We start from the raw sequence: 22,223 nt of genomic DNA on the forward strand, positions 1-22,223 counted from the left end.
TAAGGGATTCGATATCAAGCACATAGTGCTCTTCCTGCAAGGCTTTGACCTTCGGCAGGGTATCCAGGCGGTGGAGGGCTCTAAGGCCTGCTTTGATGTGTCCTTCGGTCAGCGCCCAGGCGTTAACCAGGCTCAGGGCTGTGGTATCAATATCGTCTTCAAGCTGTGGTTTACCACTAAGCCAGGCCTGAAAGGTGGCTTTCCTGGCAATACTGCGGGCAACAGCATGTGGGTTATGAGGGTTGGTAATGCTAAAGAAGGCGTCCGGCAGGATGGTGGTGGTGCTCATTGGCGTATCCCCGAAAATAATCTAGTTAGAAGAAGTGTTCTACAACCAATCCTAGCGGTGGCGCCACAATAGGTCTATAGCCTGCAGGGGTAAACTTCACAAACCAAGAAGCATGGGGGTGTCGAGCAGTGCTTTAGGTTATGTGTTCGACTCTTGCCGAGCTGGGGGTATAGGTTTCACACATATAAAACAACGGGGGTAAGAAAGTCAGCTCTACTCGTAGCGGACGTCGCCACGCGCGACGTCCTTTCGGCCATGCACGAAAAAGTAGACCACAGACGCCACAAGCATGAGCGCTGCCAACAGCCAGTACATTGCGGAGTAACTCGTCGCAGAGATAACTTGTCCCAGCAGAATGGGACCAAAGCCAATACCGACATCCAGAAGCAGGAAGAAAGTCGAGATACCGGCGCCCATTTCGTGCATCGGCACCAAACGCACGGCGATAGCTTGGCCTGCGGGGAGAATGGAGCCATATCCAAGGCCCACTAGGGCGCCCGCCAGGATGACCTGCCAATCCGCGGAAGCCGAGGCAAGCACGGCAAGACCCGCGATAAAGAACACAAGAGAGCTGTAGATAATGATGTTGTCGCCACGGCGGTCCTGGAGCTTACCCAGGACAAAGCGCAGAATGAGGCTGACCACTGCATAGGCTAGGAAGAAGTAGTTTGCTCCTCGCTCAAGGCCGGTTTCGGAAGAATAGCCGTTAAGAAAGGTAATAATGCCGGTGTAAGCCACACCAATAAAGAGGATAAAGACACCGAATGGAGCGACTCTTGGGTGCACGATATTGCCCAGGGAAAAGCTAACGCTACGTTGCTCCTGAACAGGCGCTTTAACCACTAGCCCCAAAGCGAGGGCTACGGCCGTCAACGTCAACGCCACGGTGAACACCGCGTTATAGCCTGCGTTGTGTGCAATCGCCAAACCTGCTGCAGGGCCAAATGCGGTAGCTAACGTAGTGCCCAGCGCGAAGTAGCCTGTACCTTCGGCGCGGCGATGGTCTGGAATCACTGATTGCGCTACGGCCATAACAGCTGTAGAGGCAATCGCGTAGCCCAAACCGTGCAAGATGCGGACCACGAAAAGAAGTGGAAGAGACTGAGCTGGAAAATACAAGGCCATAGCTATTGTGACAACGATGAGCGAGACCACAAGAGTTCGCTTGCGTCCCACTGCGTCGACGATATAACCAGAGAAAAGGCGGGCAATAGTTGCCCCAACCACGAAGGCACTCGACGCGAACCCGCCAGCCGTATCAGACGCCTGAAACTGCTCAATGGCATAGAGCGCCATAATGGTCACGAGCAGATAGAAAACCGTAAATTGGGCGAAATTTACCAACCATGCAAACACGAATGTCGGCGTAATGAGGGACTGGGATTCAGAGGACGTTTGAGACACCTTCTTAGGCAGCGCTATGGAATTTGGACTCCATAACGCTATCAAAGATCATAGATACTTTCGAACTTAAGAACGCCCGGAAAGAATCACTCAGAAAGCGCTACCCAAATACTTTCTGCAGGTAGGGAGAACCAAATCGCCACTGCGGGTCCATAGCTTCACGCAGCTCACAGAACTCATTAAATCTTGTATAAAGTTGAGCAAAGTCCTCACGGCCGAGTGTGTTCATTTTGCCCCAGTGCGGTCGCCCGCCCGCGGCACGGAGGATGGGTTCAATCTTCGGCATATAGTCCTGCGGATTAAGCACTCGGGGAATGTGGAAAGCAATGTACATCGATTCCCGGCCATTAGCCGTCGAGAGCGCGACGTCGTCAGCCGCAGTGGTGCGCAGCTCCATGGGGAATCCGATGCGCCAGTCTTGAGCGTCGATAAAGCGGCGAATCTCGCGGACGGTCGCGGGGCCGTCGGCAAGCGGCACGGCGTATTCCATCTCGTGGAAACGCACGCGTCGCGGGCTCACAAACACCTCGTGGGCAGGGGCGCGATACCGATTGTGGGAAATGACCGCAGTGGCAAAGCGGTTGAGGGCCGGGATGGCTGCGGGTACCCACCGACCTAGCGCCAGGGCAGCGGCAAAAGCTCCATTACCAATGAGTTCGTCATCGATGAACTGCTTGAGGCGCGGGCGGCGCTCATCCCCCGGTTCCAAGCGTGTGTTGGCCTTGACCATGGCGCGGTCGGTGTGCGGGAACCAGTAGGACTCGAAGTGGTCGACGCCGCGTGACAGCTCCTCCCAATTGTCCATGAGCTCGTCAAAATCGATGCCGGTTTCCTCCGCTTGCAGGTCAAAAGCATCGACGCACTGCATCTCAATCTCCACAACCACGCCAAGGGCGCCAATGCTCACGACGACCAGATGGAGCAGATCGGGGTCCTCATCGAGGGAGTAGGTGCGGGTGTTACCGTCGGCGTCGATAAGCGTCAGGCCCGTCACCGTGCCGGCAAACCCCGTGTAATTGATGCCCGTGCCGTGGGTGGACGTCGAAATAGCACCGGCAAGAGACTGCGGATCGACATCACCTTGATTGGCCAGCGCCAACCCATAGGGACGAAGAAGGGCTGGGACATCACGAAGCCGAGTGCCAGCGAGGAATCGGACGCGTTTGCGCTGCTTATCGACACCCACCAAGCCACGCAAGTGGTCCAGATTAAGCATCGTCTCCTCCCCTGCTGCCACGGGAGAAAAAGAGTGTCCCGCACCGACAGTTCGTACGCTGCGGGAACGGGTAATGATGCCTGGAATCTCATCAATACGAGTGGGCTGGAGGAACTCCGCCGGTTTCGTCGTGACCGAACCGGCCCAGTTAGTGAAAGTGGTTGTGGTCATCGCAGTGTCCATCCTTGTCCTCGATAGGTGTCCCATTCTTCGACGCCGCTTTCCCCCACTGCGAGGAGGTAGTCAACGTTTTCTGTCATTTCTCCGGCCTTGGCATGGCGGAACCACACCAGGTCTTCGACGTTCATGTCCATGCCACGCAGGGGCGTCTGCACCTCCCCGGCGCCTTCGGTGCTGGAGTAATGAAGGCCCTGCGGCCACACGGGGACCGGTGCTCGATCTTTGGCGGGCGGCCCCGACGCAATCCAGCCACCAGAGTTGACCGTGGCCCAACCGGAAGCAGGGACGCGGGAAACCTGGCAGATGAAAAAGGCAGCAGCCTTGTGGTTAATACCTGTGAAATCATCAAATATTGCCGGGGTATAAAAGCCCGAACCCGCGGCGAGCTCAGTAAGCGTCCCCTCGGCCGCCGATTCCTGGAGACTGCCGGTGCCGCCTCCGTTGACGAATTCAATATCAGCGACCGCCCGCGCAGCCTCCACACAGGCGCGGCGACGCGGTGCCAGGTCTGCCATGGAACGCGTGCGCAACCAACGTTTCACCGCACCTACCGGACCGGGAAGGCCATCCGCGACTGACGCCACCTGCCCCTCATAGGCCATGAGGCCTACGAGCCGGTGACCACGGCGAATGATGTTCCCTGCAAGTTCCGTGACCTGTTCCGGTTCCCGTATGGGCGAGCGGCGCGGACCTACAACGACACCCGGCAGGTGGAGCGTGCAATCGATATCAATGGCCACCTTCACAGGGCCTGGAAGTAGCTCCAGGAGCTCACCGCTATCCACCATGACCGTGATAGCCTCACGCGCGGTGTCGGAGGCGGCAAGCTCTGCCAGCGCCCTCCGATTTACGCTCGGGTAGGCCACGACAATATCCCTGAAACCTTCTGCGACTAGGTGAAGCGCTTCGGGTACCGAGTAGGCAAGGATCCCTTGGTAACCGTCGTGTGAAAGCGCTCGGCGCAACGCCGCTACGCTGCGCACCGATTTGGAGGCGACGCGAATGGGCAGTCCCCCGGCGCGCCGCGGCATCTGTTGGGCATTGTAATCAAAGGCCTCAAGGTCAATGACTCCACAAGGCGCCGAGCGTTTGCCCGATCGCACGAGCGGTTCTATCGCTGACCGAACGTCCCGACTGGGGATAGTGGAAAGGATTGCCATGAAGTTATCCTAACCACTCAGATTTAGGTTTGTGAGCCAACTCTCGAAAAACATGTAGCGATCCGAAATATTTTTGGGACAATGGTCACCATGAAAACTTTCACCCAGACACGTCTCCCCCAGCGCGTCCAGAATTTCCTCGATACCAACCCAGCCCGCGATGTCCGCGGCACCGGCGAAGAGCACCACGCCCACGCTCCTTTCACTGGCGAGGAGCTTTTCAGCTTCCCTACCGCTACCGCGCACGACGTGGAACGGGCCGTCGAGTATGCCCGTGCTGGCGTGGGCCAAGGCAACCGGGCTGCCATCCTGTTACGCCTGCACGACCTCGTCCACGAGAACGAGGAGCTCATCCTCGACCTCATTCAGGCAGAGAATGGCAAATCCCGCGCCCACGCTTACGACGAGCTCATGGACCTTTATAACTGCGCACGCTTCTATGCCGTCAACATCCGCAAGGCTTTTGGAAACGACCGCCACTCGGGCGCACTACCCGTGCTTACGACAACCCGCACCCAGCACTACCCGTTGGGTGTGGTGGGACTCATCTCGCCGTGGAACTATCCGCTTTCACTCGGAGTGGGCGACGTGCTGGCCGCGCTTTCCGCAGGTAATGCCGTGGTGCACAAGCCAGATTCTCAAACCACGCTGACAGCCATCCTGCTGAGACGGCTTGCCGTCGAAGCTGGTCTTCCGGAGGCCGCCTGGCAACTCGTTCCTGGAAACGGTGCGGAGGTGGGTGATGCCCTCATTCCCCTCGTCGATGGTCTTTCCTTCACTGGCTCGACGAAGGCGGGCAAGTCGATTGCCACCCAGGCCGCAGGACGCCTCATCCCTACCATGCTAGAGCTAGGCGGAAAGAATCCGATGCTGGTGCTTGACGACGCCCCCCTGAAGCCCACCGCCCAGGGCGCCGTGCGCACCGCATTCTCCTCCTCTGGGCAGCTGTGCATGTCCGCCGAGCGTGCCTATGTGCACGAGAGCGTCTTCGACGAGTTCCTAACGGAACTCACGAACGCTTTAGAACAGCAGGTTTTAGGGGCTTCCTTCTCCGATGCCGCAACCATCGGCTCGCTGACTTCGCAGCGCCAGCTCGACGCGGTGCAAGCCCATGTACAGGACGCCGTTGACAAAAGCGCCACCGTGGTCACGGGCGGCAAGCACCGCCCAGACCTTGGGCCTTTCTTCTACGAACCCACCGTACTCACGGACGTCACCCCAGAAATGGACCTCTATGCCGCGGAAACCTTCGGCCCAGTTCTGGCGGTATACCCGGTGAGCTCCGATGCCGAAGCCATCCAGCGCGCCAACGACACCACCTACGGTCTATCCGCCTCCGTCTGGTCCGGCAATTCCCGTCGCGCGTGGAAGGTCGCTTCCCAGCTGGAGGCCGGCATGGTCAACATCAACGAGGGCTTTGCTGCCGCCTACGGCTCCATCGCGGCCCCCGGTGGCGGCGTCAAGGAGTCAGGACTTAACCACCGTCATGGCATCACCGGCATGCGCCTATGGGCCAACGAGCGCACCGTGGCTGAACAGCGACTGCATCCCTTGGCACCGTCGGAGTACATCTCGCCAGAGCGCTTCCGTACCTTGGTTTCCACGGGCATGCAGCTAATGAAGACATTCCGGCTTTAAGGTAGACGGCATGTACGAACTTACTCGTGACGAACTCCTAGCACGCCGGCTCATTGCTCAAGGGCTAGCGCCATCGGCAGCCCGCCCACAGGCCGTTTCGGCACTTGACGTCGCCGAACAGCTCCTCGCCCTGCAGGGACAGACCTACGACGCTGGTGTTCGTGCACTTTCCCTGCGCGCCGGGTGTGACGACGACAAGGTTTTGGAGGAGATAAAAAGCTATCGCGTGGTGCGCTGCTGGCCGCAGCGCGGCACGTTGCACTTCATGCCGGCTGCCGACGTCCGCTGGATGTCTCGCCTGCTGTATCCGCGCATCGCGTCCAGTCAGAAGTCTCGGCGCCCCAGCCTAGGACTCAGCGAAGAGATGTTTGAGGCGTGCTCTGAGGCTCTCCACAACGCAGCGACCTCACCATTAACCCGCGCGCAGGTCTATGAGCTTTTCACCGAGACAGGCGTGGATCCCACAGAAGGTCGCGGCTCCCACTTACTGCGTGCCTTCGGTGGTGCAGGTGACCTCGTCCAAGGCCCCAAGGACGGCAACCAGGAAACCTTTCTTCACGTCGATGCACTTCCCGTTGCCCAGCACGAGCCTGCGCATCCCCTGCACGAACTTGGCCAACGGTATATCTCAGGTCATGGTCCGGTCTCGGCAGAAGACCTCCAAGCGTGGTCAAAGCTCAGCAAGACTCAAGCCACCACAGCTTTGAAGTCGGCAGATGCCCGACTCACTCGCCACGATGGTCAAGACTTCTGGATGGCCTCCTGGCAGGAAGACGTCACCGCGGAGGACATCCGTACTGCCCTAGAACTACGACTCGAGCTGCCTGCGTTCGACGAATACTTGCTGGGCTATGCCAACAAGGACTGGATTGTCCCCGATGAGATCCGCGTCAATGTCCTCACCAAGAACGGTCTGAGTTGGCCGTGGGTCATGGAAGGCGGGCGCGGCGTGGCCAGCCTGCGCTAGCTGCAAGCGTTACGGCATCCGCAGAATACGGCGATGAACCGTTCCTGCAGGCTCGACGTGAATAAAGACCTCAGCACCGGGGAATAGATCGTCGATGACATCCTCGATGCGGTCGGCGATGGTGTGCGAGTGCAGCACCGTCCACTGGCCGGGAACATCCATCGTGAGATACACCAAACGGTTGCGGCCTGAGGCAACAGTCCGGCGCGAGGTAAATTCCACATCATGGCGCTCCTCTAGTTCGTTGAGGAGGACATCAAGCTGCGCGTGCTCTTCCTTAGGTAGGGACTCTGACAACAGGGAGCTCAGTGATTCTTTGAGCAGTTTGTAGCCCGTCCACAAAATATTGAGGCCCACGGCAAACGCGATGACTGGGTCGAGCCACAACCAACCCGTGAGGCTGACCGCGCCGATGCCGAGGAGGACGCCGACGGACGTCCAGACGTCGGTAAGCAAGTGCTTTCCGTCCGCCTGCAAGGTGGCCGAACGATGCTGCTTGCCCGCGCGCACCAGCAAAAGGCCCACGCCTAAGTTCAGCAAGGAGGCTACGAGCGACAGCAGAAGTCCAAGCCCAGGCTGCTCCAGCGGCTGCGGATCCAGAAATCGGCGAACGGCCGTGTAGATAATCATCGCCGCCGCGACGAAGATCATCACACCCTCGACCAGCGCAGACACATACTCGGCCTTACCGTGACCGAACTGATGGTTCGCATCGGCTGGCTTTGCCGCAATTTTGATAGCCACAAACCCCACAACGGCGGCGACGAGGTTAACTCCGGATTCGAGGGCGTCGGAAAGAAAGCCCACCGATCCCGTCACCGCAGCCGCGATAACCTTGAGCGCAATCGTGGCCACGGCGGTGGCGATAGAGAGCTTCATGAAGCGCTCGAGCAGCAGTTGCTCGGATGGAAGAGACATGGCGTCAGCTTTCGAAGAGAGATTTCTACAGCCCTTGAGGTTACCAAAGGCGAGTGTGCACGCACTGTTCACCAAGTGTTTACCACCTGTGGTCGAAAAGTACATAAAGGGGCGTTAGTTTGTACTTCATGTCCATAGACATAACTCCACCAGTTCTTCTCTTTGATTTCGACGGCACCATCAGCCTCGGCCACGGCCCCGTACTGGTCTATGCCCGCCGCATCGCTGAGAAGTCTGGCCATCCATCCATCGTTGACGACGCAGAAGCTCGGCTACGGTCCGGTGACGTCGGTAAAGCGCGCGACGGCTACCACCTGGTGCGCACCCTCGCTGCCGAACTAAACGTGCCGGAAGAGACCTGCCAGGAGGCCTACATGGCGTCTCGGGAGAACCTCGCTGACACCGGCATTAGGGCTCCAGAAGGGCTCTCCGAGTTTCTCGCGTCTTACCCCGGCCGCGCGATCCTGGCCACTAACTCTCCGGAGATTGGTCTCGACGCAGCTCTCCGCACTCTTGATCTCAAGGAGTCGTTTGATTCCATTTTCACCAGGGTAGGTAAGCCGCAGGGCCTGACCCGCCTCCTCTCCACCGCTCTTGCCGAGACAAATCCGACCACCATTGTTTCCTTCGGCGATATCTGGGAGTTTGACCTCGCACCCGTGGCTGCTATGGGCGGGCGCACCGTGCTCGTTGACTCGCCATTCGCCGACTCCCCAGGAGCTAACCCAACTTGGCGCGTACAGCGCGTCACCGACATCCTTCCCGAGCTCACCGCCAGCTTGTAACCACACAGAAAGATTCTCACCATGCGCCGTTTCACTGCCCTCGCCGCCACCGCTTTGACTCTCTCTCTTTCCCTGACCGCCTGCTCGTCCGACTCTGAGAACAATTCAGATTCCGCCAAAGGATCCGCCGAAAAGCTCACCCTGGCACTAATTCCGAACGAGAAGGTCAATGACCTCGTCACCACCGCAAAGCCGTTGACCGACTACCTGTCTAAGGAGCTCGGCGTCGAGGTCGAAGGCGTTGTCACTAAGGATTACCAAGCCGCCGTCGAAGCCATTGGCTCCGGCCAAGCAGACATCGCCATCGCCTCCGCCGCCCAGCTGGCCTCTGCCGAAGACATGTACGGTGCTCACGCCGTACTGCAGGACGAACGCTTCGGCGCGGATTCCTACGCCGGCCAGTTCGTCACTAACAACCCGGACAAGTACTGCAAGGACAAGCCGGTTGCCTCAACGTATGCAGCCAACGACACTGACTACCTCTACTGCAACGGCACCGCTACTCCGGAAGAAAACAAAGGCCAAGGCCCGAAGGGCCTTGAAGCACTCAAGAAGATTGATGGAGAGACCACTGTCGCCATGCTCGGCGCTACCTCCCCGGCCGGCTACCAGCTGCCGGTCATGGCCATGGAATCTCAGGGTATCGATGTTGACAGCCTCAAGAAGGTCCCGGTGACCTCCAACGATGCTTCCATCATGGCCGTCTACAACGGTGACGCTGAAGTGGGCTTCAGCTTCTGGGACGCCCGCTCCACTATCGACTCTTCCGAGGCCCCTGATTTGGCTGAGAAACTCGTCGTCTTCGGATACACAGACATGTACCCAAACGGCGGAGTCGTGATTTCTGATGATGTTCCGGAGGAACGCCGCAAGGAAATCACCGACCTCATGGATGGTTTCTCTGAAGTAGACCCAGACACCATGTCCGCCATTTTCGATATCACCGACTGGGTTCCGGCCAAGAAGGAGTCCATCGACATGGCGCGCAAGGTCAACGAACGCTTCGCACAGTAGGTTTGCCGTCCTCGACTTTCCATCTCCCACTCAGAAAGGTTCGCCATGACGGAGGAGAAGGCCTGGGGCATTCGTTTCGAGAATGTCTCAGTGCGCTACCCAAACGGAACGCTGGCGCTTGACGACGTCTCCGTGGACATTGCCCCCGGTGAATTCGTCGTCATCGTCGGCCTGTCTGGTTCCGGAAAATCCACGTTCATCCGCTGCGTCAACGGGCTCGTGCAGCCGACCTCCGGAAAAATCTTTGTCGGCCCACACGAAATTTCCGCAGCGAAGGGTTCCCAGCTGCGTACGCTTCGCGGGCGCATCGGAATGATTTTCCAAGAATTCAACCTGGCAGATCGCGCGAGTGTGTTTTCCAATGTCCTCGTTGGCCGTTTCTCCCACAACCCTGGTTGGCACACATTGCTCGGCATCTCCACCAAAGAGGACAAGGAGATCATCGCCATGGCCCTCGATTCCGTTGGCATCCTAGACAAGGCATGGAACAAAGCCGGCGCCTTGTCCGGTGGTCAAAAACAACGCGTGGCCATTGCCCGCGCATTGACTCAAAAACCGGCCATCATGCTAGCCGATGAACCGGTAGCCTCCCTCGACCCACCCACCGCGCACTCCGTCATGAAGGACTTGCGCCGCATCAACGCCGAGCGCGACCTCACCACTCTTGTGAACTTGCACCTCGTCGATTTGGCGCAAGACTATGCCACCCGCATCATCGGTATCCGGCATGGAAAAATCGTCTTTGACGGAGCTGCCCAAGGCTCCACCGTCCAAGACTTCGAAGCAATTTATGGCCGCCGCATCCGCGAGGAGGATCAGCTGGGGAGCGCCCAATGACCGCTGTTCTTCCCCCGCGCACACGCAATTGGCCCGGACTAATCGGCGGCCTGACCGCGTTCTTCGCGCTCACCATCGCCACGTGCATTCCTGCTTGGGGCGGCATTGAGATAGACCTAGGCCAGATCGCGCGCAATTGGCGCAATGGCGCAGACCGACTGGCCCAGATGTTCACCCCGGATTGGTCCATCCTTCCGCGCACGTGGGAGCCCATGCTCGAAACCCTAGCCATGGCGGTCGTTGGTGCTGCAATCTCCGCAGTCATTGCACTTCCGCTATCGCTGTGGGCCGCACGTCCGACTAACCCGTCGACGCCGTGGCGCACACTGGTACGCGGCATTATCAACGTCGTCCGCGCAGTGCCCGACCTAGTCTACGCCACCATCCTCGTCGCTATGCTCGGTGTAGGCGCCCTACCAGGCATCATTACGCTGGTGCTTTTCGACGTCGGCATTGTAGTCAAACTGGTCTCCGAATCCATCGACTCCGCTGATGACTCCTACATGGAAGCCGGCCGCGCCGCTGGTGGTACGCAGAATCAGATCAATCGCGTGACTGCTCTCCCACAAACCTGGCCCGCCTTTGCCAGCCAGGTCATTTACTCTCTCGAACTCAACGTCCGTATCTCCGCGGTATTGGGTCTCGTGGGCGCGGGTGGCATTGGCTTGCTCATCGATGAGGTCCGCGGCTTCTACCGTTACGATGCACTTTCCGCCATCGTGCTAGAGCTACTCGTCGTGGTCATCGCCCTTGAAATCGTGTCAGTCAACCTACGAAAGAGGCTGCGATGAGTACTGCGATTCCAACACAGTTGCCATCCGCACTGCCTTCCCGCTCGCCTAGATGGGGCGTTGGGGCCGCCTGGGCCGTAATTCTTGTCATCCTGGCGTTGTCATTCGGTTATATCGACGTCAACCTCTCCGCGCTCAAGGATCTTCCTGCCAATATCTGGCACTACCTTGTGCTCATGTTCTCGAACCCAGACTGGTCCAAACTTGGTGAAGCACTCCTTCAAACGTGGCGCTCCGTGGCCATGGCATGGATTGGTGCCCTCCTCGGCGTCGTGCTGTCCACTATCCTCGGCGTACTCGCTGCGAATACTGTCTCCCCCGGTTGGGTATGCCTGCCGCTGCGCGCGGTCTTCGCCATCATCCGCGCGGTACCAGAAATTATCATCGCCATCATCATCCTGACGGTCACTGGCCTCACGCCCTTTACGGGCGCTCTCGCCTTGGCTATCGGCGGCATCGGTACGCATGCAAAGTGGACTTATGAGTCGATTGAAACCGCGCCGACCGGTCCGGCCGAGGCCGTCAAAGCCTCTGGCGGTACTCTTGCAGAAATGGTCCGCTGGGGAACATGGCCTATCGTCCAACCTGAGCTGGCATCCCTAGCACTCTATCGCTTTGAGATTAACGTGCGTACGTCCGCCGTTCTCGGCCTCATCGGTGTGGGCGGAATCGGCGACATGTTGACCGGCTATACACAGTACCGTCAGTGGGACGTCGTGGGCGTCCTGCTCATCGTCGTCGTCATCATCACCATGTCTATCGACGCCATCTCCGGTGCCATCCGCCGCCGAATCGTGGCTGCTAAGTTTACTTAAGCCTTATTTCTACCCCCTATGACTAACACTGCCCCGCCCTCCGCGCACATCACCACGCGCATGCCCAGCTTGCAGCCCATCGAGCAGCGCGTTGCCCAGGCCATCCTGAAGGACATGGACTATGTCCTCCACGCCACCGCTGATCAGCTGGCAGCTAAGGTCGGTACCTCCCGCACCTCAGTCATCCGCACGGCGAAGGCACTCGGCTACGACGGCTACCAGCAGCTACGTGTGGCTCTCACTCAGGAAATTGCACAGCGCCCTCAGCCGCTTCCCGACTCCGATTCCACTCATGTCGGCCGTATGTCCGCCGAGATTGCCGCCTTCAGCAATTATCTCCACGGGCTTACTGCGCTCCTCGATGAACAAGAGCTTTCGTCCACGGTTGCCGCATTGTCAGGCGCGAAGCGCGTCCTTGTCGTAGGCAACGGTCTTTCCGCGCCTCTGGCGCACACCACGGCACTGCGACTCACCAGCATTGGACGTCCAGCTGAGTTTGTGGGCGAAGCCATGGGCCAGCACATCGCAGCAACACAGCTCGATTCCGAGTGCGTGTGTCTCGTTGTCTCTGGCTCTGGGGCCACCACGCTCACGCTCAACGCCGCTACTGCAGCTCATGAGGCGGGAGCGACCATCATTGCGCTGACCTCGTTTACGTCATCACCGCTAGCGGAGCTGGCTGCCTTCACGCTGGTTATCCCCTCCCCCGATGGGACATTCCGAGCCGAGCTTGCCGACGCCTCTCGCGTGGCCTTCCTACTCGTCCTTGAAGCACTCGTCACGCTGGTGGATTCACACCTCGACGATTCTGATGCGCGGCGTACAGTGCTCTCCGTTCTGCAGTCCGCAATGGAGAGCTAGTTAACCGCCGATCTTGAAGTCGCAGACGTCGCCATCCTGCATGATGTATTCCTTGCCTTCTTGGCGGACCTTGCCGGCATTGCGGGCTTCGGCCATGGAACCGGCGGCGTCGAGGTCATCGAAGGAGACGATTTCGGCCTTGATGAACTTCTTCTCAAAGTCGGTGTGGATAACACCGGCTGCCTGAGGTGCGGCAGAGCCCTGCTTGATAGTCCATGCGCGGGCTTCCTTCGGGCCGGCGGTCAGGTAGGTCTGCAGGCCGAGGGTAGCGAAACCGGCCTTGGCTAACGTCGCCAAACCAGGCTCCTCTTGGCCTACAGACTCCAGCAGCTCCATCGCCTCGGCCTCGTCGAGCTCAAGAAGCTCGGTCTCAGTCTGAGCGTCGAGGAAGACGCACTCCGCCGGAGCGACAAGCTGGCGCAGCTCATCCTTCTTGGCCTCATCAGTCAACACTGCTTCGTCAGAATTGAAGACATACAGGAAAGGCTTCGCGGTCATAAGGTGCAAGTCGCGCAACAGAGCCAGGTCAATCTCATTGCTCTTGGAGGCGGCGAAGAGAGTACGGTCATCCTCCAGGATGGCCTGCGCCTTCTTGGTTTCCTCGACAGTCTCCGTCAGCTCCTTGTTCTTCTTGGCTTCCTTCTCCAGACGCGGCAAGGCTTTCTCAATAGTCTGGAGGTCTGCAAGGATGAGCTCGGTGTTGATCACGGAGATGTCATGCGCCGGGTTAACTTCACCATCGACGTGGATCACGTTTTCATCAGCGAAGGCACGCACGACTTGGCAGATGGCATCTGCTTCACGGATGTTTGCCAGGAAGGCATTACCCATACCTTCGCCCTTGGACGCGCCTTCAACGATGCCTGCGATATCCACGAAGGACACGGTGGCAGGAAGGATACGCTCGGAGCTAAAGATCTCCGCAAGGCGGTTCAGGCGGGAATCAGGAAGCTCAACGAGGCCAACATTCGGCTCGATGGTGGCGAACGGGTAGTTCGCAGCCAGAATGTCGGAACGGGTCAGGGCATTAAACAACGTGGACTTGCCCACGTTGGGCAGGCCGACGATTCCTAGTGTAAGACTCACGGGGCCAATCCTAACGCACCCCGAATCTTTTAAGGCAAGATGGTGGGGTGAGTTCCGATCAGTCAACCCCTCAGCACTCCTCCCCCGAGCTCGCCGCTGCGGAGGCAGCGCTCGGCGGGCGCTTCGACGAGTCTGTCGACGCCGCCACGCTTGACGACGTCTCCCCACACCCACCCGGCAATCAGGTGGACCGCTCCGTGGTGGTCGGTGAGGTTATCAAGTCCACCTCACTGTGGGCGCTGCGGCTGTTCATCATCGGGCTCTTCCTTTATGCCTCCTTCCAGATGCTGGGCAATTTCTGGCGTGGCATCCTGCCCGTGCTCATCGCGCTCATCATTTGTACCGTACTGGCCCCTGTGGCGAGTGCCCTACGCCGAAAAGGTTTGCCCTCAGCGCTGGCGGCAGCGATCACTATTTTGGTGTCCTTTACCGCTGTTGGTTCACTCTTTGTGTTCATCGCGCCTGACTTCGCACGGCAATCCCAGACGCTGTACCTGCAGACGGTCGAAGGCATTCAACGCCTACAGCTGTGGGCCCAAGGTCCGCCGCTCAACCTTGACCCGGATGAAATTGGCGTCTATATCGACGAAGTCGCCTTGTGGCTGCAACGCCAGGCAGGTTCCATCGCGGGTTCCGTGTTCACCGGAATCGGTACGGCAACTTCCATCGTGGTGACGTTGTTCATCATCGTGGTGCTTACCTTCTTCTTCCTCAAGGACGGCCATAACTTCTTGCCGTGGTTGCGCGACGCTACCGGCCGCCGTACTGGCTGGCACCTCACTGAATTGCTGACCCGCGTGTGGACGACGTTGGGCGGTTTCGTGCGCGCGCAGGCGGTGGTCTCCGCCGTCGATGCTGTTTTCATCGGCCTGGGCCTCGCACTCATCGGTGTTCCCTTGGCTATGGCGCTGGCGATCATCACGTTTATCGCTGGGTTTATCCCGTTTGTCGGCGCAATTGTGGCTGGTGCGCTCTCCGTGACGATCGCGCTGGTGTCTTTGGGATTCACCAAAGCGCTTCTCGTGCTCGGCCTTGTCCTGTTGGTCCAGCAGCTCGAGGGCAATGTGCTTTCCCCTTGGTTGCAGTCGAAGGCCATGAACCTGCACCCAGTTATCGTGCTTATTTCGGTCACGGTGGGCTCTGCTCTCTTCGGCCTCGTCGGCGGCTTCCTTGCCGTACCGGCTGCGGCTACCATCGCTGTAGTCTACCGCTACTTCCAGGACATGATGATGCTCCAATCCGGTGAGCGCACTGCAGAGGACCTGCAGTTCTCCACCGTGGCAGGGTTCCTTATCGGGCGCTATACCCAAGAGCAAGGTGACCGCAAACGGGAGAAATGGCTGTCCATCCCTGACCACATTGCACCCGAGGGAGCTGCGGATGATGTGGCGACCGACGGGACCAGCCCTCTAGACCGCAAGGTCGATGTCGACGCGGACCTGAGCGCGAGAGAAAGCGGCGCCCGCGCTGGAATCAAGCGTGCCATTGGGGCTCTCGAACACATGTTGCAGTCGAAGGATAAAGACTAGCACTCGATGTCCGCGGCGCATGCCATGATGACAGGCATGACGTCCACTCTTCCCGTGCTGCTCCTTTTCCTTGGCCTCATCATCGGCGCTGTTCTGGGCTGGCTGGCCCGCGCCTACTCTACTCAGTCCTCCCAGCCCTCCGAAGAGCACCGCGCCCTGCAGGAATCACAACGCCGTCAGGCAGAGCTCGCACCACTGGAGAAGGCCATGGACCGACTAGGGCTTCAGCTCCAAGAGATCGAAGAAGACCGCGCCACCTCGCTTGCCGCGCTCAGCAGCCAAGTCCAAGCAGTTACTCGTACCTCTACACGCTTGTCTGACCGCACCGACAAACTCGTTGGCGCATTGCGCTCACCTAATGTGCGCGGGCGCTGGGGCGAGGTGCAGCTGGAGCGCGTCGTCGAGCTCGGCGGTATGCGCAAGCACGTGGACTTCGATTCCCAGGTCACCGCCTATATCAACGGCACAGCTGTGCGCCCCGACCTGGTTATTCACTTAGCCGGCGGGCGCAGCATCGTTGTCGATGCCAAAGTTCCACTCAGTGCTTACCTCGATGCTATGGATAGCGAAGACCCTGAGGATCGCGCTGGCTTCCTTCGGCGCCATGCCCACCTCATGCGCGCCCATGTGCAGGCCCTGTCGGGCAAAGACTACGTTGAAGCCTTCTCTCCCACCCCTCAGTTCGTTGTCCTTTTTGTTCCCGCAGACACGTTCGTGGATGCGGCGTTGACCGTTGATGGAGAGTTGCTCGAGTTCGCCTTCGAGCACAACATAGTCATCGCTACTCCCAGCACGCTTTTTGCGCTGCTGCGCACTGTGGCGGTGAGCTGGCAGCACGAGGAGATCTCCGACAAAGCCCGTGAAGTTCAACGCTTGGGGCGTGAGCTCTATACACGGCTCAATACGCTCAACGAGCACTATGACAAGGTGGGGCGCGGTCTGGAGCGTGCCGTCGAAGCTTATAACGCTAGCCTGGCCAGCCTGGATTCGCGCGTCGGCGTCACCGCTCGCCGGCTCAAAGAGATGGACATCCCCGCCCGAGTGGACCGCCAGCCCCGCGAACCGCGAAGCGTCGAGTCATGGCCGCGGCGCGCCCACAATGACTAACGTTTCCGGCTCCGATCCCGGTAAACTCTTTCGGCGTGTCAGTTGCCAAAAATCATCGCCGCCCACCCCGCCGCGGTATGCCCACCGTTCGAGCGCTTCTTGTAGCGCTCGTCGTGGTCCTCGTGGCCATGGCAGTCTCCGGCGTGCTGGGCCGCGTTGGATTGCCCTTTGCGCTGATTTTTGGTCTTGGTTCGCTCGCCGTCACGTGGCTCGTGGAGACCCGCGGCCTCTACATGACGGTCATCAGCGTGCCGTTGCTCTATGCTCTCGGCACAGTCGGCGCTGGCTTCATCAACTCCACCGCCGCGTTGCCGGAAGGCGCGTCGCCATTTTCTAAGACGGCGCTACTGACCTCCGCGTTCCCTCTTGTCCAGCACTTTCCGGTCCTCATCGTGACGGTGCTCGCCTGTGCGCTTCTCGCAGTGTTGCGTGTATGGCGCAGCAGCAACGACGCCAAGAGCCGCGAAGCTGCGGCCCAACAGAAGCGCCGCGCAGACCTTGCCGCGGATCAGCGCAACCGCTCCGAGCGTCTCTCCGTGGCTGAACTTGTGGCACGCGAGAACACCCGTGTTCGTGAACGCGACCGCGAGGAACGCCGGCGCCTGCAGGCAGAGGAGCGCGAAAAGCGCCGTCAAGCTTCCCCCGAGACCGATGAGCGCGAGGATTTCCTCCGCGCTGCGGCCGAATCCGCGGAGAACGCGCGCCGCACACAGAGGCGTCCTCAGCAGAAGCTCGACGAGAACCTCTACGAGGACTAACGCAGGGAATTAGCGCCCAGTACGTGCCGGACGCAGATCACGCGGCAGGGAGAAAGTAATGGTCTCCGTCGAGGTCGTTACCTGCTCCACATCGCTATAGCCACGCTCGTCAAGGAACTCGAGAACTTCACGCACGAGCAGCTCCGGAACAGAAGCGCCACAGGTCACACCCACAGTGTTAACGCCCTCCAGCCATGCCTCCTCAATCTCGGTGGCAAAGTCCACGAGGTAGGACGCCTTCGATCCCGCCTCCAACGCCACCTCCACGAGGCGCTTGGAGTTCGAGGAATTCTGGGAGCCGACAACAATCATGAGGTCGCACTTCGGGGCAATCGCCTTAACCGACTCCTGGCGGTTCTGGGTGGCATAGCAAATATCGTCTGACGGCGGGTTCTCCAAGTGCAGGAAACGCTCGCGCAGCTTATTGACAATCTCGATGGTCTCATCCACCGACAAAGTGGTCTGGGAAAGCCAGATCAACTTCTCGTTCTGCAGGAAATCAGGCAGCTTATCGACGCCCTCGATACCATCCACCAAGTGCGTCACATCTGGTGCCTCACCGGCGGTACCTTCCACCTCTTCATGGCCTTCGTGGCCTACGAGGAGAATGTGGTAGCCATCGCGCTCAAAGCGCTGCGCTTCCTTGTGGACCTTGGTCACCAGCGGGCACGTGGCGTCAAGCGTCAGCTGCTTGCGCTCTTGCGCTTCCTTACGCACGCTCGGGGCAATGCCGTGGGCAGAGAAGACCAAATGTGCGCCTTCGGGAGCCTCGGAGGCCTCCTCGACGAAGATGACGCCACGCTTGGCTAGCGATTCCACGACAAAGCGGTTGTGCACAATTTGCTTGCGCACGTAGATGGGCGCGCCGTACTTCTCCAGCGCCTTTTCTACAGTCTCAACTGCACGGTCGACGCCGGCACAGTAGCCGCGTGGAGCCGCCAGGAGCACCTTCTTGGCAGTTTCAGTCATGGCACCAAGAGTATCGAAAAACCGCCGCATACTGTAGTTACCTCCCTAGCATCCCTGCCCGCTGGCAGTGAATGTCCGAGGCACCTCCTAGACTGTACGCAGAACACAGCACGAAGGAAGGACTACGCGTGAACCAACCGGCTAATTCCGCGGAGGCACCGTGGCCCGTTGGCAAAGTCAATGACCAGGTCAAAGGCTGGATTGAGCGCCTCGGTTTTCTCTGGGTTGAGGGGCAGATTACCCAGCTCAATATGAAACCGACGTGGAAGCTGTCCTACATCACGTTGCGCGATGTGGAGCAGGAGAAGTCCGTACAGCTCACGTGTAATACCTCGCTTATCCGCAACTCCCCGTCACCGCTCAAGGATGGTGACCGCGTTGTGGTCTACGGCAAACCGGCCTTTTATGCCGGTCGCGGCAGCTTCTCACTATGGGTCACCGAGATTCGCCACGTGGGCATCGGTGATCTCCTGGCTCGCGTGGAGATGCTGCGCCAACGCTTGCGCCAGGAGGGTTTGTGCGATCCTTCCCGCAAGCTGCCTCTGCCCTACTTACCGAAAAAGATCGGCCTTATTACCGGGCGTGGTTCGCATGCCGAGCGCGATGTTCTCTCCGTGGCGCAGGACCGCTGGCCGGCCGTACAGTTCGAAGTCATCAACACTGCGGTGCAAGGCGCTACGGCCGTGACGCAGGTCGTGGATGCGTTGCGGACTCTCGACGCCAACCCGGAGGTCGATGTCATCATCATCGCCCGCGGCGGCGGCTCGGTCGAAGACCTCCTCCCCTTTTCTGAGGAAGCCCTCCAGCGTGCGGTTGCGGAGGCCCGAACTCCCGTGGTGTCAGCTATCGGTCACGAGCCAGACCACCCCGTGCTTGATGATGTCGCCGATCTCCGCGCTGCTACTCCGACTGATGCCGCTAAGCGCGTGGTCCCTTCCGCAGCCGAGGAATTCGCGCTCATTGATGAAGCCCGCTCCCGCATGGCGGCCGCACTCCGTGGGTGGGTCGAGCGTGAGCGCCGAGGGCTGGAAAACATCCGCTCGCGTCCGGTTCTGGCGGACCCTATGGTGCCCATTAACGCCCGCCGCGAGGAGTTGGAGCGCCATGTGTCGCTCATCCGGCGCGTCATTACGCATCACTTAGATCGGGAAAGCAACCAAGTAGCTTCGCTGCGCGCACGAGTCTCTGCTTTGGGTCCCTCGGCCACCCTAGAGCGCGGCTATGCCATCGTGCAGGTCGTCCCGCGCGACGGGAGTGGACCCGACGTGGTCACGAGTTATGAGCAATCACCACCGGGCTCGCAATTGCGCATCCGTGTGGGAGATGGCTCCATCACCGCAGCAGCGATGGCTTCTCAACCAGCAGACTAACCTCCCTACACTGAGCACAAACGACATACGCACACAACGCAAGAAGAAACAGATAGGAACAACCATGACTGACACCATTGGCACTGGGCAGCCCGGCCAAGACGCATTCCCGCCCGTTGAGGAACTGAGTTATGAGCAGGCTCGTGATGAACTTATTGAAACCGTGAAGATTCTCGAGCTGGGCCAGATGGGCCTCGATGAGTCCCTGAAATATTGGGAGCGCGGTGAAGCTCTAGCCAAAGCCTGCGAGGCACACCTGGATGGTGCCTCCAAGCGCGTGGAGGAAGCACTGCGTAAGAACAACGAACAAGAAGAAGCAGAAGTGGAAGTAGAGGAAGCCTAAGTGAAGATCTACGGATACCCGGGCGATCGTGTCGATTTCGTCTCTAAGTCCGGTGGCGCAGGTTCCTTGGCTTTTGGTGACCCCCGCCACCTCGCCGAGGAGTTCTTCGGCGCCCCGCATACGGCTCATGGCGAGGAGATCAGCTACTTCTCGGGCTCGATTGTTCTGCGCTTTGTTCAGGACAAACTCGCTGAGATTACCCTTTTCCCCGGCAAGTCACAGCACGAAAAGGTCGATGTCTACCTAGCCAAGACGCGCCTGAGTGGTCTCGACCAAGAATCTCTTAACCAGGCAGTCGGCGAAAGTGTCGACGTGAACTGGAACGGTACGCTTCAGCGCGTTAGTTTCCGCTGATGACGCTGCCGTCTTCGGCAATCTTAAGCGGCTCCGCCTCCGCAAAGGCAGTCAAGGCCGTTTCATAATCGGCATCCGAGGCAGAACCCGTCAGGACGAGGCGGGCATCGCCCAAATCAGTAATCCATAGAGGGCGAACATCTTTATCATCGCTGCTCAGGATTTCAACATCGTGGCCAGCTACCTCTCGGTGCTCGGAGTGAGCACGATAGTGGGAGTCGTAGGCCGAGGGGACGTCGCCAAGCTCCAGCTGTGTCTGCGCCGACTCAACGTACCCTTCACTCGGGGTCAGCCAGCTCACCACGGAGCCAGTCTCAGCGCCCATCTGCGTGCGGCGCGCTGCATTAGGCTGCCATCCCTCCGGCAACGCCGGTTCACGGATAGCGGCACCGCTTCCGCGTGCTTCCATTTCTAGGAAGGTCGCGGCGTCGACGTCCTGCACCGGCGCCGACTTTTCCGGGTTAATCGAACACAGGCCCGTTGCGCCCACCGCGGCGAACATCATGATGAGAATGACGCCGACGCTCAGGGTGATGTCACGCGCGCCCTCGAAAATTTTTGGTTTCTCTTCAGCAGCCACCCGCTTAGTATCGCACGCCGCCTCCCACGAACGCGACACCGGCCATCCACCTGCAGTTTCAGTCACTATCACCCCCAATCCCACATCTGGGGGAGGCATTCGGGCTTGGATTCACCATAAAAGTGGAAGAATAGAAAATGTATGCCGGGTAATTCCCCCACCCCGGGCTGAGCCACCTGAAAAGAAAGGGACCAATCACACATGTCCGATAACACGTCTTATATCCCCGACCGCAACCTAGCCATGGAGCTGGTGCGCGTCACCGAGGCTGCTGCTTTGGCTTCGGGTCGCTGGGTTGGCCGCGGACAGAAGAATGAAGGCGACGGCGCTGCGGTGGATGCCATGCGCAAGCTCATCAACTCCGTTGAAATGAACGGTGTCGTTGTCATTGGTGAGGGTGAAAAGGACGAAGCCCCGATGCTTTTTAATGGCGAACAGGTCGGCACCGGCCAGGGCGCTGAAATGGATATCGCCGTGGACCCCGTGGACGGCACCCGCCTCATGGCAGAGGGCCGCCCGAACGCTATTTCTGTCATCGCCGCTGCTGAGCGCGGCACCATGTATGACCCGTCCGCTGTTTTCTACATGCAGAAGATTGCCGTGGGCCCGGATGCCGTCGGTTCCATTGACATCAACGAGTCCGTTGCCTGGAACGTGAAGTCCGTGGCCAAGGCCAAGGGCATTAAGGCCTCCGACCTGACTGTTGTGGTGCTCGATCGCCCGCGCCACGAGCAGCTCATCAAGGAGATCCGTGAGGCCGGTGCGAAGGTCCGTCTCATCATGGATGGTGACGTAGCTGGTGCTATCGCTACCTGCCAGGACAGTAACTCTATTGACCTCATGATGGGCATTGGCGGAACCCCGGAGGGCATCATCACCGCCTGCGCCATGAAGTGCATGGGTGGCGAAATCCAGGGCAAGCTGTGGCCGAAGGATGAAGAGGAAGCAGAAAAGGCCCGCCAGGCCGGCCACGACCTCGACCGTGTGCTTACCACCAACGACCTCGTCTCCTCCGAGAACTGCTACTTCGCCGCCACCGGCGTCACCAATGGTGACATGCTGCGTGGCGTGTCCTACCGCAAGAATGGTGCGACTACCCGCTCCCTCGTTATGCGCTCCAAGTCCGGAACCATCCGTTACGTGGACTCCATCCATAAGCTTGCCAAGCTGCAGGAATACTCCGTTGTGGACTACACCAATCCGCACGATGAGGAAAGCTAGTCCACACGCCGCATAAGAGTGCTACGGTAGC

The 22,223-nt window shown here is 59.4% G+C and carries 22 protein-coding genes and 1 pseudogene; 15 read left to right on the forward strand and 8 right to left on the reverse strand.

The window, feature by feature from the left end; all coding sequences use genetic code 11:
• The 4 genes and pseudogenes from HMPREF2875_RS13720 to HMPREF2875_RS07975 form a co-directional block, all read right to left on the reverse strand.
• Window positions 1–289 (reverse strand): annotated as a pseudogene (locus HMPREF2875_RS13720) (HNH endonuclease); the annotation flags it as partial.
• Between the two features lie 213 nt (window positions 290–502).
• Window positions 503–1,693 carry an MFS transporter gene (locus HMPREF2875_RS07965; RefSeq protein ID WP_070671899.1) on the reverse strand — a complete coding sequence of 397 codons (1,191 nt, stop codon included), beginning with the start codon at window positions 1,691–1,693 and terminating at the stop codon, window positions 503–505.
• A gap of 100 nt (window positions 1,694–1,793) precedes the next feature.
• Window positions 1,794–3,080, reverse strand: coding sequence for a D-arabinono-1,4-lactone oxidase (locus HMPREF2875_RS07970; RefSeq protein WP_070671901.1), 1,287 nt, complete (start codon window positions 3,078–3,080; stop codon window positions 1,794–1,796).
• Window positions 3,077–4,249 (reverse strand): type III PLP-dependent enzyme domain-containing protein, encoded by a 1,173-nt coding sequence (locus HMPREF2875_RS07975; RefSeq protein WP_070671903.1) that lies wholly within the window; start codon window positions 4,247–4,249, stop codon window positions 3,077–3,079. The genes HMPREF2875_RS07970 and HMPREF2875_RS07975 overlap by 4 nt, the downstream gene beginning before the upstream one ends.
• 90 nt (window positions 4,250–4,339) lie before the next feature.
• Between HMPREF2875_RS07975 and HMPREF2875_RS07980 the strand changes: the two genes are divergently transcribed.
• Both HMPREF2875_RS07980 and HMPREF2875_RS07985 read left to right on the forward strand, forming a co-directional pair.
• The gene (locus tag HMPREF2875_RS07980) at window positions 4,340–5,887 is read left to right on the forward strand and encodes a succinic semialdehyde dehydrogenase (RefSeq protein ID WP_070671904.1); all 1,548 of its coding nucleotides are present in this window, start codon (window positions 4,340–4,342) and stop codon (window positions 5,885–5,887) included.
• A 10-nt stretch (window positions 5,888–5,897) separates the two neighbouring features.
• Window positions 5,898–6,854, forward strand: a complete 957-nt coding sequence (locus HMPREF2875_RS07985) for a DNA glycosylase AlkZ-like family protein (RefSeq protein WP_070671906.1) — start codon at window positions 5,898–5,900, stop codon at window positions 6,852–6,854.
• Between the two features lie 9 nt (window positions 6,855–6,863).
• On the opposite strand, the gene HMPREF2875_RS07990 is transcribed toward HMPREF2875_RS07985, so the two are convergent.
• Window positions 6,864–7,772: a cation diffusion facilitator family transporter gene (locus HMPREF2875_RS07990; protein ID WP_070671908.1), complete on the reverse strand. Its 909-nt coding sequence runs from the start codon at window positions 7,770–7,772 to the stop codon at window positions 6,864–6,866.
• A 128-nt stretch (window positions 7,773–7,900) separates the two neighbouring features.
• Here HMPREF2875_RS07990 and HMPREF2875_RS07995 point away from each other — a divergent pair, with 128 nt between their 5' ends.
• From HMPREF2875_RS07995 to HMPREF2875_RS08020, 6 genes are read left to right on the forward strand one after another with little or no spacing between them, the layout of a single operon-like run.
• Entirely contained in the window at window positions 7,901–8,557 is a 657-nt protein-coding gene (locus tag HMPREF2875_RS07995) for an HAD family hydrolase (protein WP_070671909.1), read from the forward strand.
• Between the two features lie 21 nt (window positions 8,558–8,578).
• Window positions 8,579–9,571: a phosphate/phosphite/phosphonate ABC transporter substrate-binding protein gene (locus HMPREF2875_RS08000; RefSeq protein ID WP_070671911.1), complete on the forward strand. Its 993-nt coding sequence runs from the start codon at window positions 8,579–8,581 to the stop codon at window positions 9,569–9,571.
• A gap of 45 nt (window positions 9,572–9,616) precedes the next feature.
• Entirely contained in the window at window positions 9,617–10,408 is a 792-nt protein-coding gene (phnC, locus tag HMPREF2875_RS08005; protein WP_070671913.1) for a phosphonate ABC transporter ATP-binding protein, read from the forward strand.
• Complete coding sequence (phnE, locus tag HMPREF2875_RS08010) at window positions 10,405–11,199, forward strand: phosphonate ABC transporter, permease protein PhnE (RefSeq protein ID WP_070671915.1); 795 nt, start codon at window positions 10,405–10,407, stop codon at window positions 11,197–11,199. Before phnC ends, phnE (HMPREF2875_RS08010) begins: the two co-directional genes overlap by 4 nt.
• Window positions 11,196–12,014, forward strand: a complete 819-nt coding sequence (gene phnE / locus HMPREF2875_RS08015; protein ID WP_070671917.1) for a phosphonate ABC transporter, permease protein PhnE — start codon at window positions 11,196–11,198, stop codon at window positions 12,012–12,014. Before phnE (HMPREF2875_RS08010) ends, phnE (HMPREF2875_RS08015) begins: the two co-directional genes overlap by 4 nt.
• An 18-nt stretch (window positions 12,015–12,032) precedes the next feature.
• A complete protein-coding gene (locus HMPREF2875_RS08020) occupies window positions 12,033–12,875 on the forward strand; it encodes a MurR/RpiR family transcriptional regulator (protein WP_070671919.1) in 843 nt (280 codons plus the stop codon).
• On the opposite strand, the gene ychF is transcribed toward HMPREF2875_RS08020, so the two are convergent.
• Window positions 12,876–13,961: a redox-regulated ATPase YchF gene (gene ychF / locus HMPREF2875_RS08025; protein ID WP_070671921.1), complete on the reverse strand. Its 1,086-nt coding sequence runs from the start codon at window positions 13,959–13,961 to the stop codon at window positions 12,876–12,878.
• 47 nt (window positions 13,962–14,008) lie between these two features.
• Here ychF and HMPREF2875_RS08030 point away from each other — a divergent pair, with 47 nt between their 5' ends.
• From HMPREF2875_RS08030 to HMPREF2875_RS08040, 3 genes are read left to right on the forward strand one after another with little or no spacing between them, the layout of a single operon-like run.
• Window positions 14,009–15,490: an AI-2E family transporter gene (locus HMPREF2875_RS08030; RefSeq protein ID WP_070671923.1), complete on the forward strand. Its 1,482-nt coding sequence runs from the start codon at window positions 14,009–14,011 to the stop codon at window positions 15,488–15,490.
• A gap of 6 nt (window positions 15,491–15,496) precedes the next feature.
• Window positions 15,497–16,597 carry a DNA recombination protein RmuC gene (locus HMPREF2875_RS08035; RefSeq protein WP_246817073.1) on the forward strand — a complete coding sequence of 367 codons (1,101 nt, stop codon included), beginning with the start codon at window positions 15,497–15,499 and terminating at the stop codon, window positions 16,595–16,597.
• Between the two features lie 35 nt (window positions 16,598–16,632).
• Entirely contained in the window at window positions 16,633–17,355 is a 723-nt protein-coding gene (locus HMPREF2875_RS08040; protein WP_246817074.1) for a DUF6542 domain-containing protein, read from the forward strand.
• A 9-nt stretch (window positions 17,356–17,364) separates the two neighbouring features.
• Here HMPREF2875_RS08040 and HMPREF2875_RS08045 read toward each other — a convergent pair whose 3' ends face one another.
• Window positions 17,365–18,324, reverse strand: coding sequence for a 4-hydroxy-3-methylbut-2-enyl diphosphate reductase (locus tag HMPREF2875_RS08045; protein ID WP_210388172.1), 960 nt, complete (start codon window positions 18,322–18,324; stop codon window positions 17,365–17,367).
• Window positions 18,325–18,452: 128 nt separating this feature from the next.
• Here HMPREF2875_RS08045 and xseA point away from each other — a divergent pair, with 128 nt between their 5' ends.
• From xseA to HMPREF2875_RS08060, 3 genes are all read left to right on the forward strand, one after another.
• Entirely contained in the window at window positions 18,453–19,694 is a 1,242-nt protein-coding gene (xseA, locus tag HMPREF2875_RS08050; protein WP_070671928.1) for an exodeoxyribonuclease VII large subunit, read from the forward strand.
• A gap of 64 nt (window positions 19,695–19,758) precedes the next feature.
• Entirely contained in the window at window positions 19,759–20,037 is a 279-nt protein-coding gene (locus HMPREF2875_RS08055) for an exodeoxyribonuclease VII small subunit (RefSeq protein WP_070671930.1), read from the forward strand.
• Window positions 20,038–20,391: a hypothetical protein gene (locus tag HMPREF2875_RS08060; protein ID WP_070671932.1), complete on the forward strand. Its 354-nt coding sequence runs from the start codon at window positions 20,038–20,040 to the stop codon at window positions 20,389–20,391. It begins immediately after the preceding gene.
• Here the strand turns inward: HMPREF2875_RS08060 and HMPREF2875_RS08065 are convergent.
• Window positions 20,378–21,037 carry a DUF4245 domain-containing protein gene (locus tag HMPREF2875_RS08065; protein ID WP_246817075.1) on the reverse strand — a complete coding sequence of 220 codons (660 nt, stop codon included), beginning with the start codon at window positions 21,035–21,037 and terminating at the stop codon, window positions 20,378–20,380. The two genes, HMPREF2875_RS08060 and HMPREF2875_RS08065, sit on opposite strands and share 14 nt — an antisense overlap.
• Window positions 21,038–21,172: 135 nt before the next feature.
• Between HMPREF2875_RS08065 and glpX the strand changes: the two genes are divergently transcribed.
• Entirely contained in the window at window positions 21,173–22,192 is a 1,020-nt protein-coding gene (gene glpX, locus HMPREF2875_RS08070) for a class II fructose-bisphosphatase (protein WP_070671935.1), read from the forward strand.
• Window positions 22,193–22,223: the final 31 nt, after the last annotated feature.

The organism is Corynebacterium sp. HMSC078H07 (assembly GCF_001812805.1).
Taxonomy (GTDB): domain Bacteria; phylum Actinomycetota; class Actinomycetes; order Mycobacteriales; family Mycobacteriaceae; genus Corynebacterium.

Bases quoted from the DNA above. Each gene is read 5' to 3' on its own strand.
- HMPREF2875_RS08000 (WP_070671911.1), top strand. From the start codon at position 8,579: ATGCGCCGTTTCACTGCCCTCGCCGCCACCGCTTTGACTCTCTCTCTT.
- HMPREF2875_RS07970 (WP_070671901.1), bottom strand. From the start codon at position 3,080: ATGACCACAACCACTTTCACTAACTGGGCCGGTTCGGTCACGACGAAA.
- HMPREF2875_RS08035 (WP_246817073.1), top strand. From the start codon at position 15,497: ATGTCCGCGGCGCATGCCATGATGACAGGCATGACGTCCACTCTTCCC.
- phnE (WP_070671917.1), top strand. From the start codon at position 11,196: ATGAGTACTGCGATTCCAACACAGTTGCCATCCGCACTGCCTTCCCGC.
- HMPREF2875_RS08045 (WP_210388172.1), bottom strand. From the start codon at position 18,324: ATGACTGAAACTGCCAAGAAGGTGCTCCTGGCGGCTCCACGCGGCTAC.
- HMPREF2875_RS07995 (WP_070671909.1), top strand. From the start codon at position 7,901: ATGTCCATAGACATAACTCCACCAGTTCTTCTCTTTGATTTCGACGGC.
- phnE (WP_070671915.1), top strand. From the start codon at position 10,405: ATGACCGCTGTTCTTCCCCCGCGCACACGCAATTGGCCCGGACTAATC.
- HMPREF2875_RS07975 (WP_070671903.1), bottom strand. From the start codon at position 4,249: ATGGCAATCCTTTCCACTATCCCCAGTCGGGACGTTCGGTCAGCGATA.
- HMPREF2875_RS08055 (WP_070671930.1), top strand. From the start codon at position 19,759: ATGACTGACACCATTGGCACTGGGCAGCCCGGCCAAGACGCATTCCCG.
- HMPREF2875_RS08020 (WP_070671919.1), top strand. From the start codon at position 12,033: ATGACTAACACTGCCCCGCCCTCCGCGCACATCACCACGCGCATGCCC.
- glpX (WP_070671935.1), top strand. From the start codon at position 21,173: ATGTCCGATAACACGTCTTATATCCCCGACCGCAACCTAGCCATGGAG.
- HMPREF2875_RS07985 (WP_070671906.1), top strand. From the start codon at position 5,898: ATGTACGAACTTACTCGTGACGAACTCCTAGCACGCCGGCTCATTGCT.
- HMPREF2875_RS07980 (WP_070671904.1), top strand. From the start codon at position 4,340: ATGAAAACTTTCACCCAGACACGTCTCCCCCAGCGCGTCCAGAATTTC.
- HMPREF2875_RS07990 (WP_070671908.1), bottom strand. From the start codon at position 7,772: ATGTCTCTTCCATCCGAGCAACTGCTGCTCGAGCGCTTCATGAAGCTC.
- phnC (WP_070671913.1), top strand. From the start codon at position 9,617: ATGACGGAGGAGAAGGCCTGGGGCATTCGTTTCGAGAATGTCTCAGTG.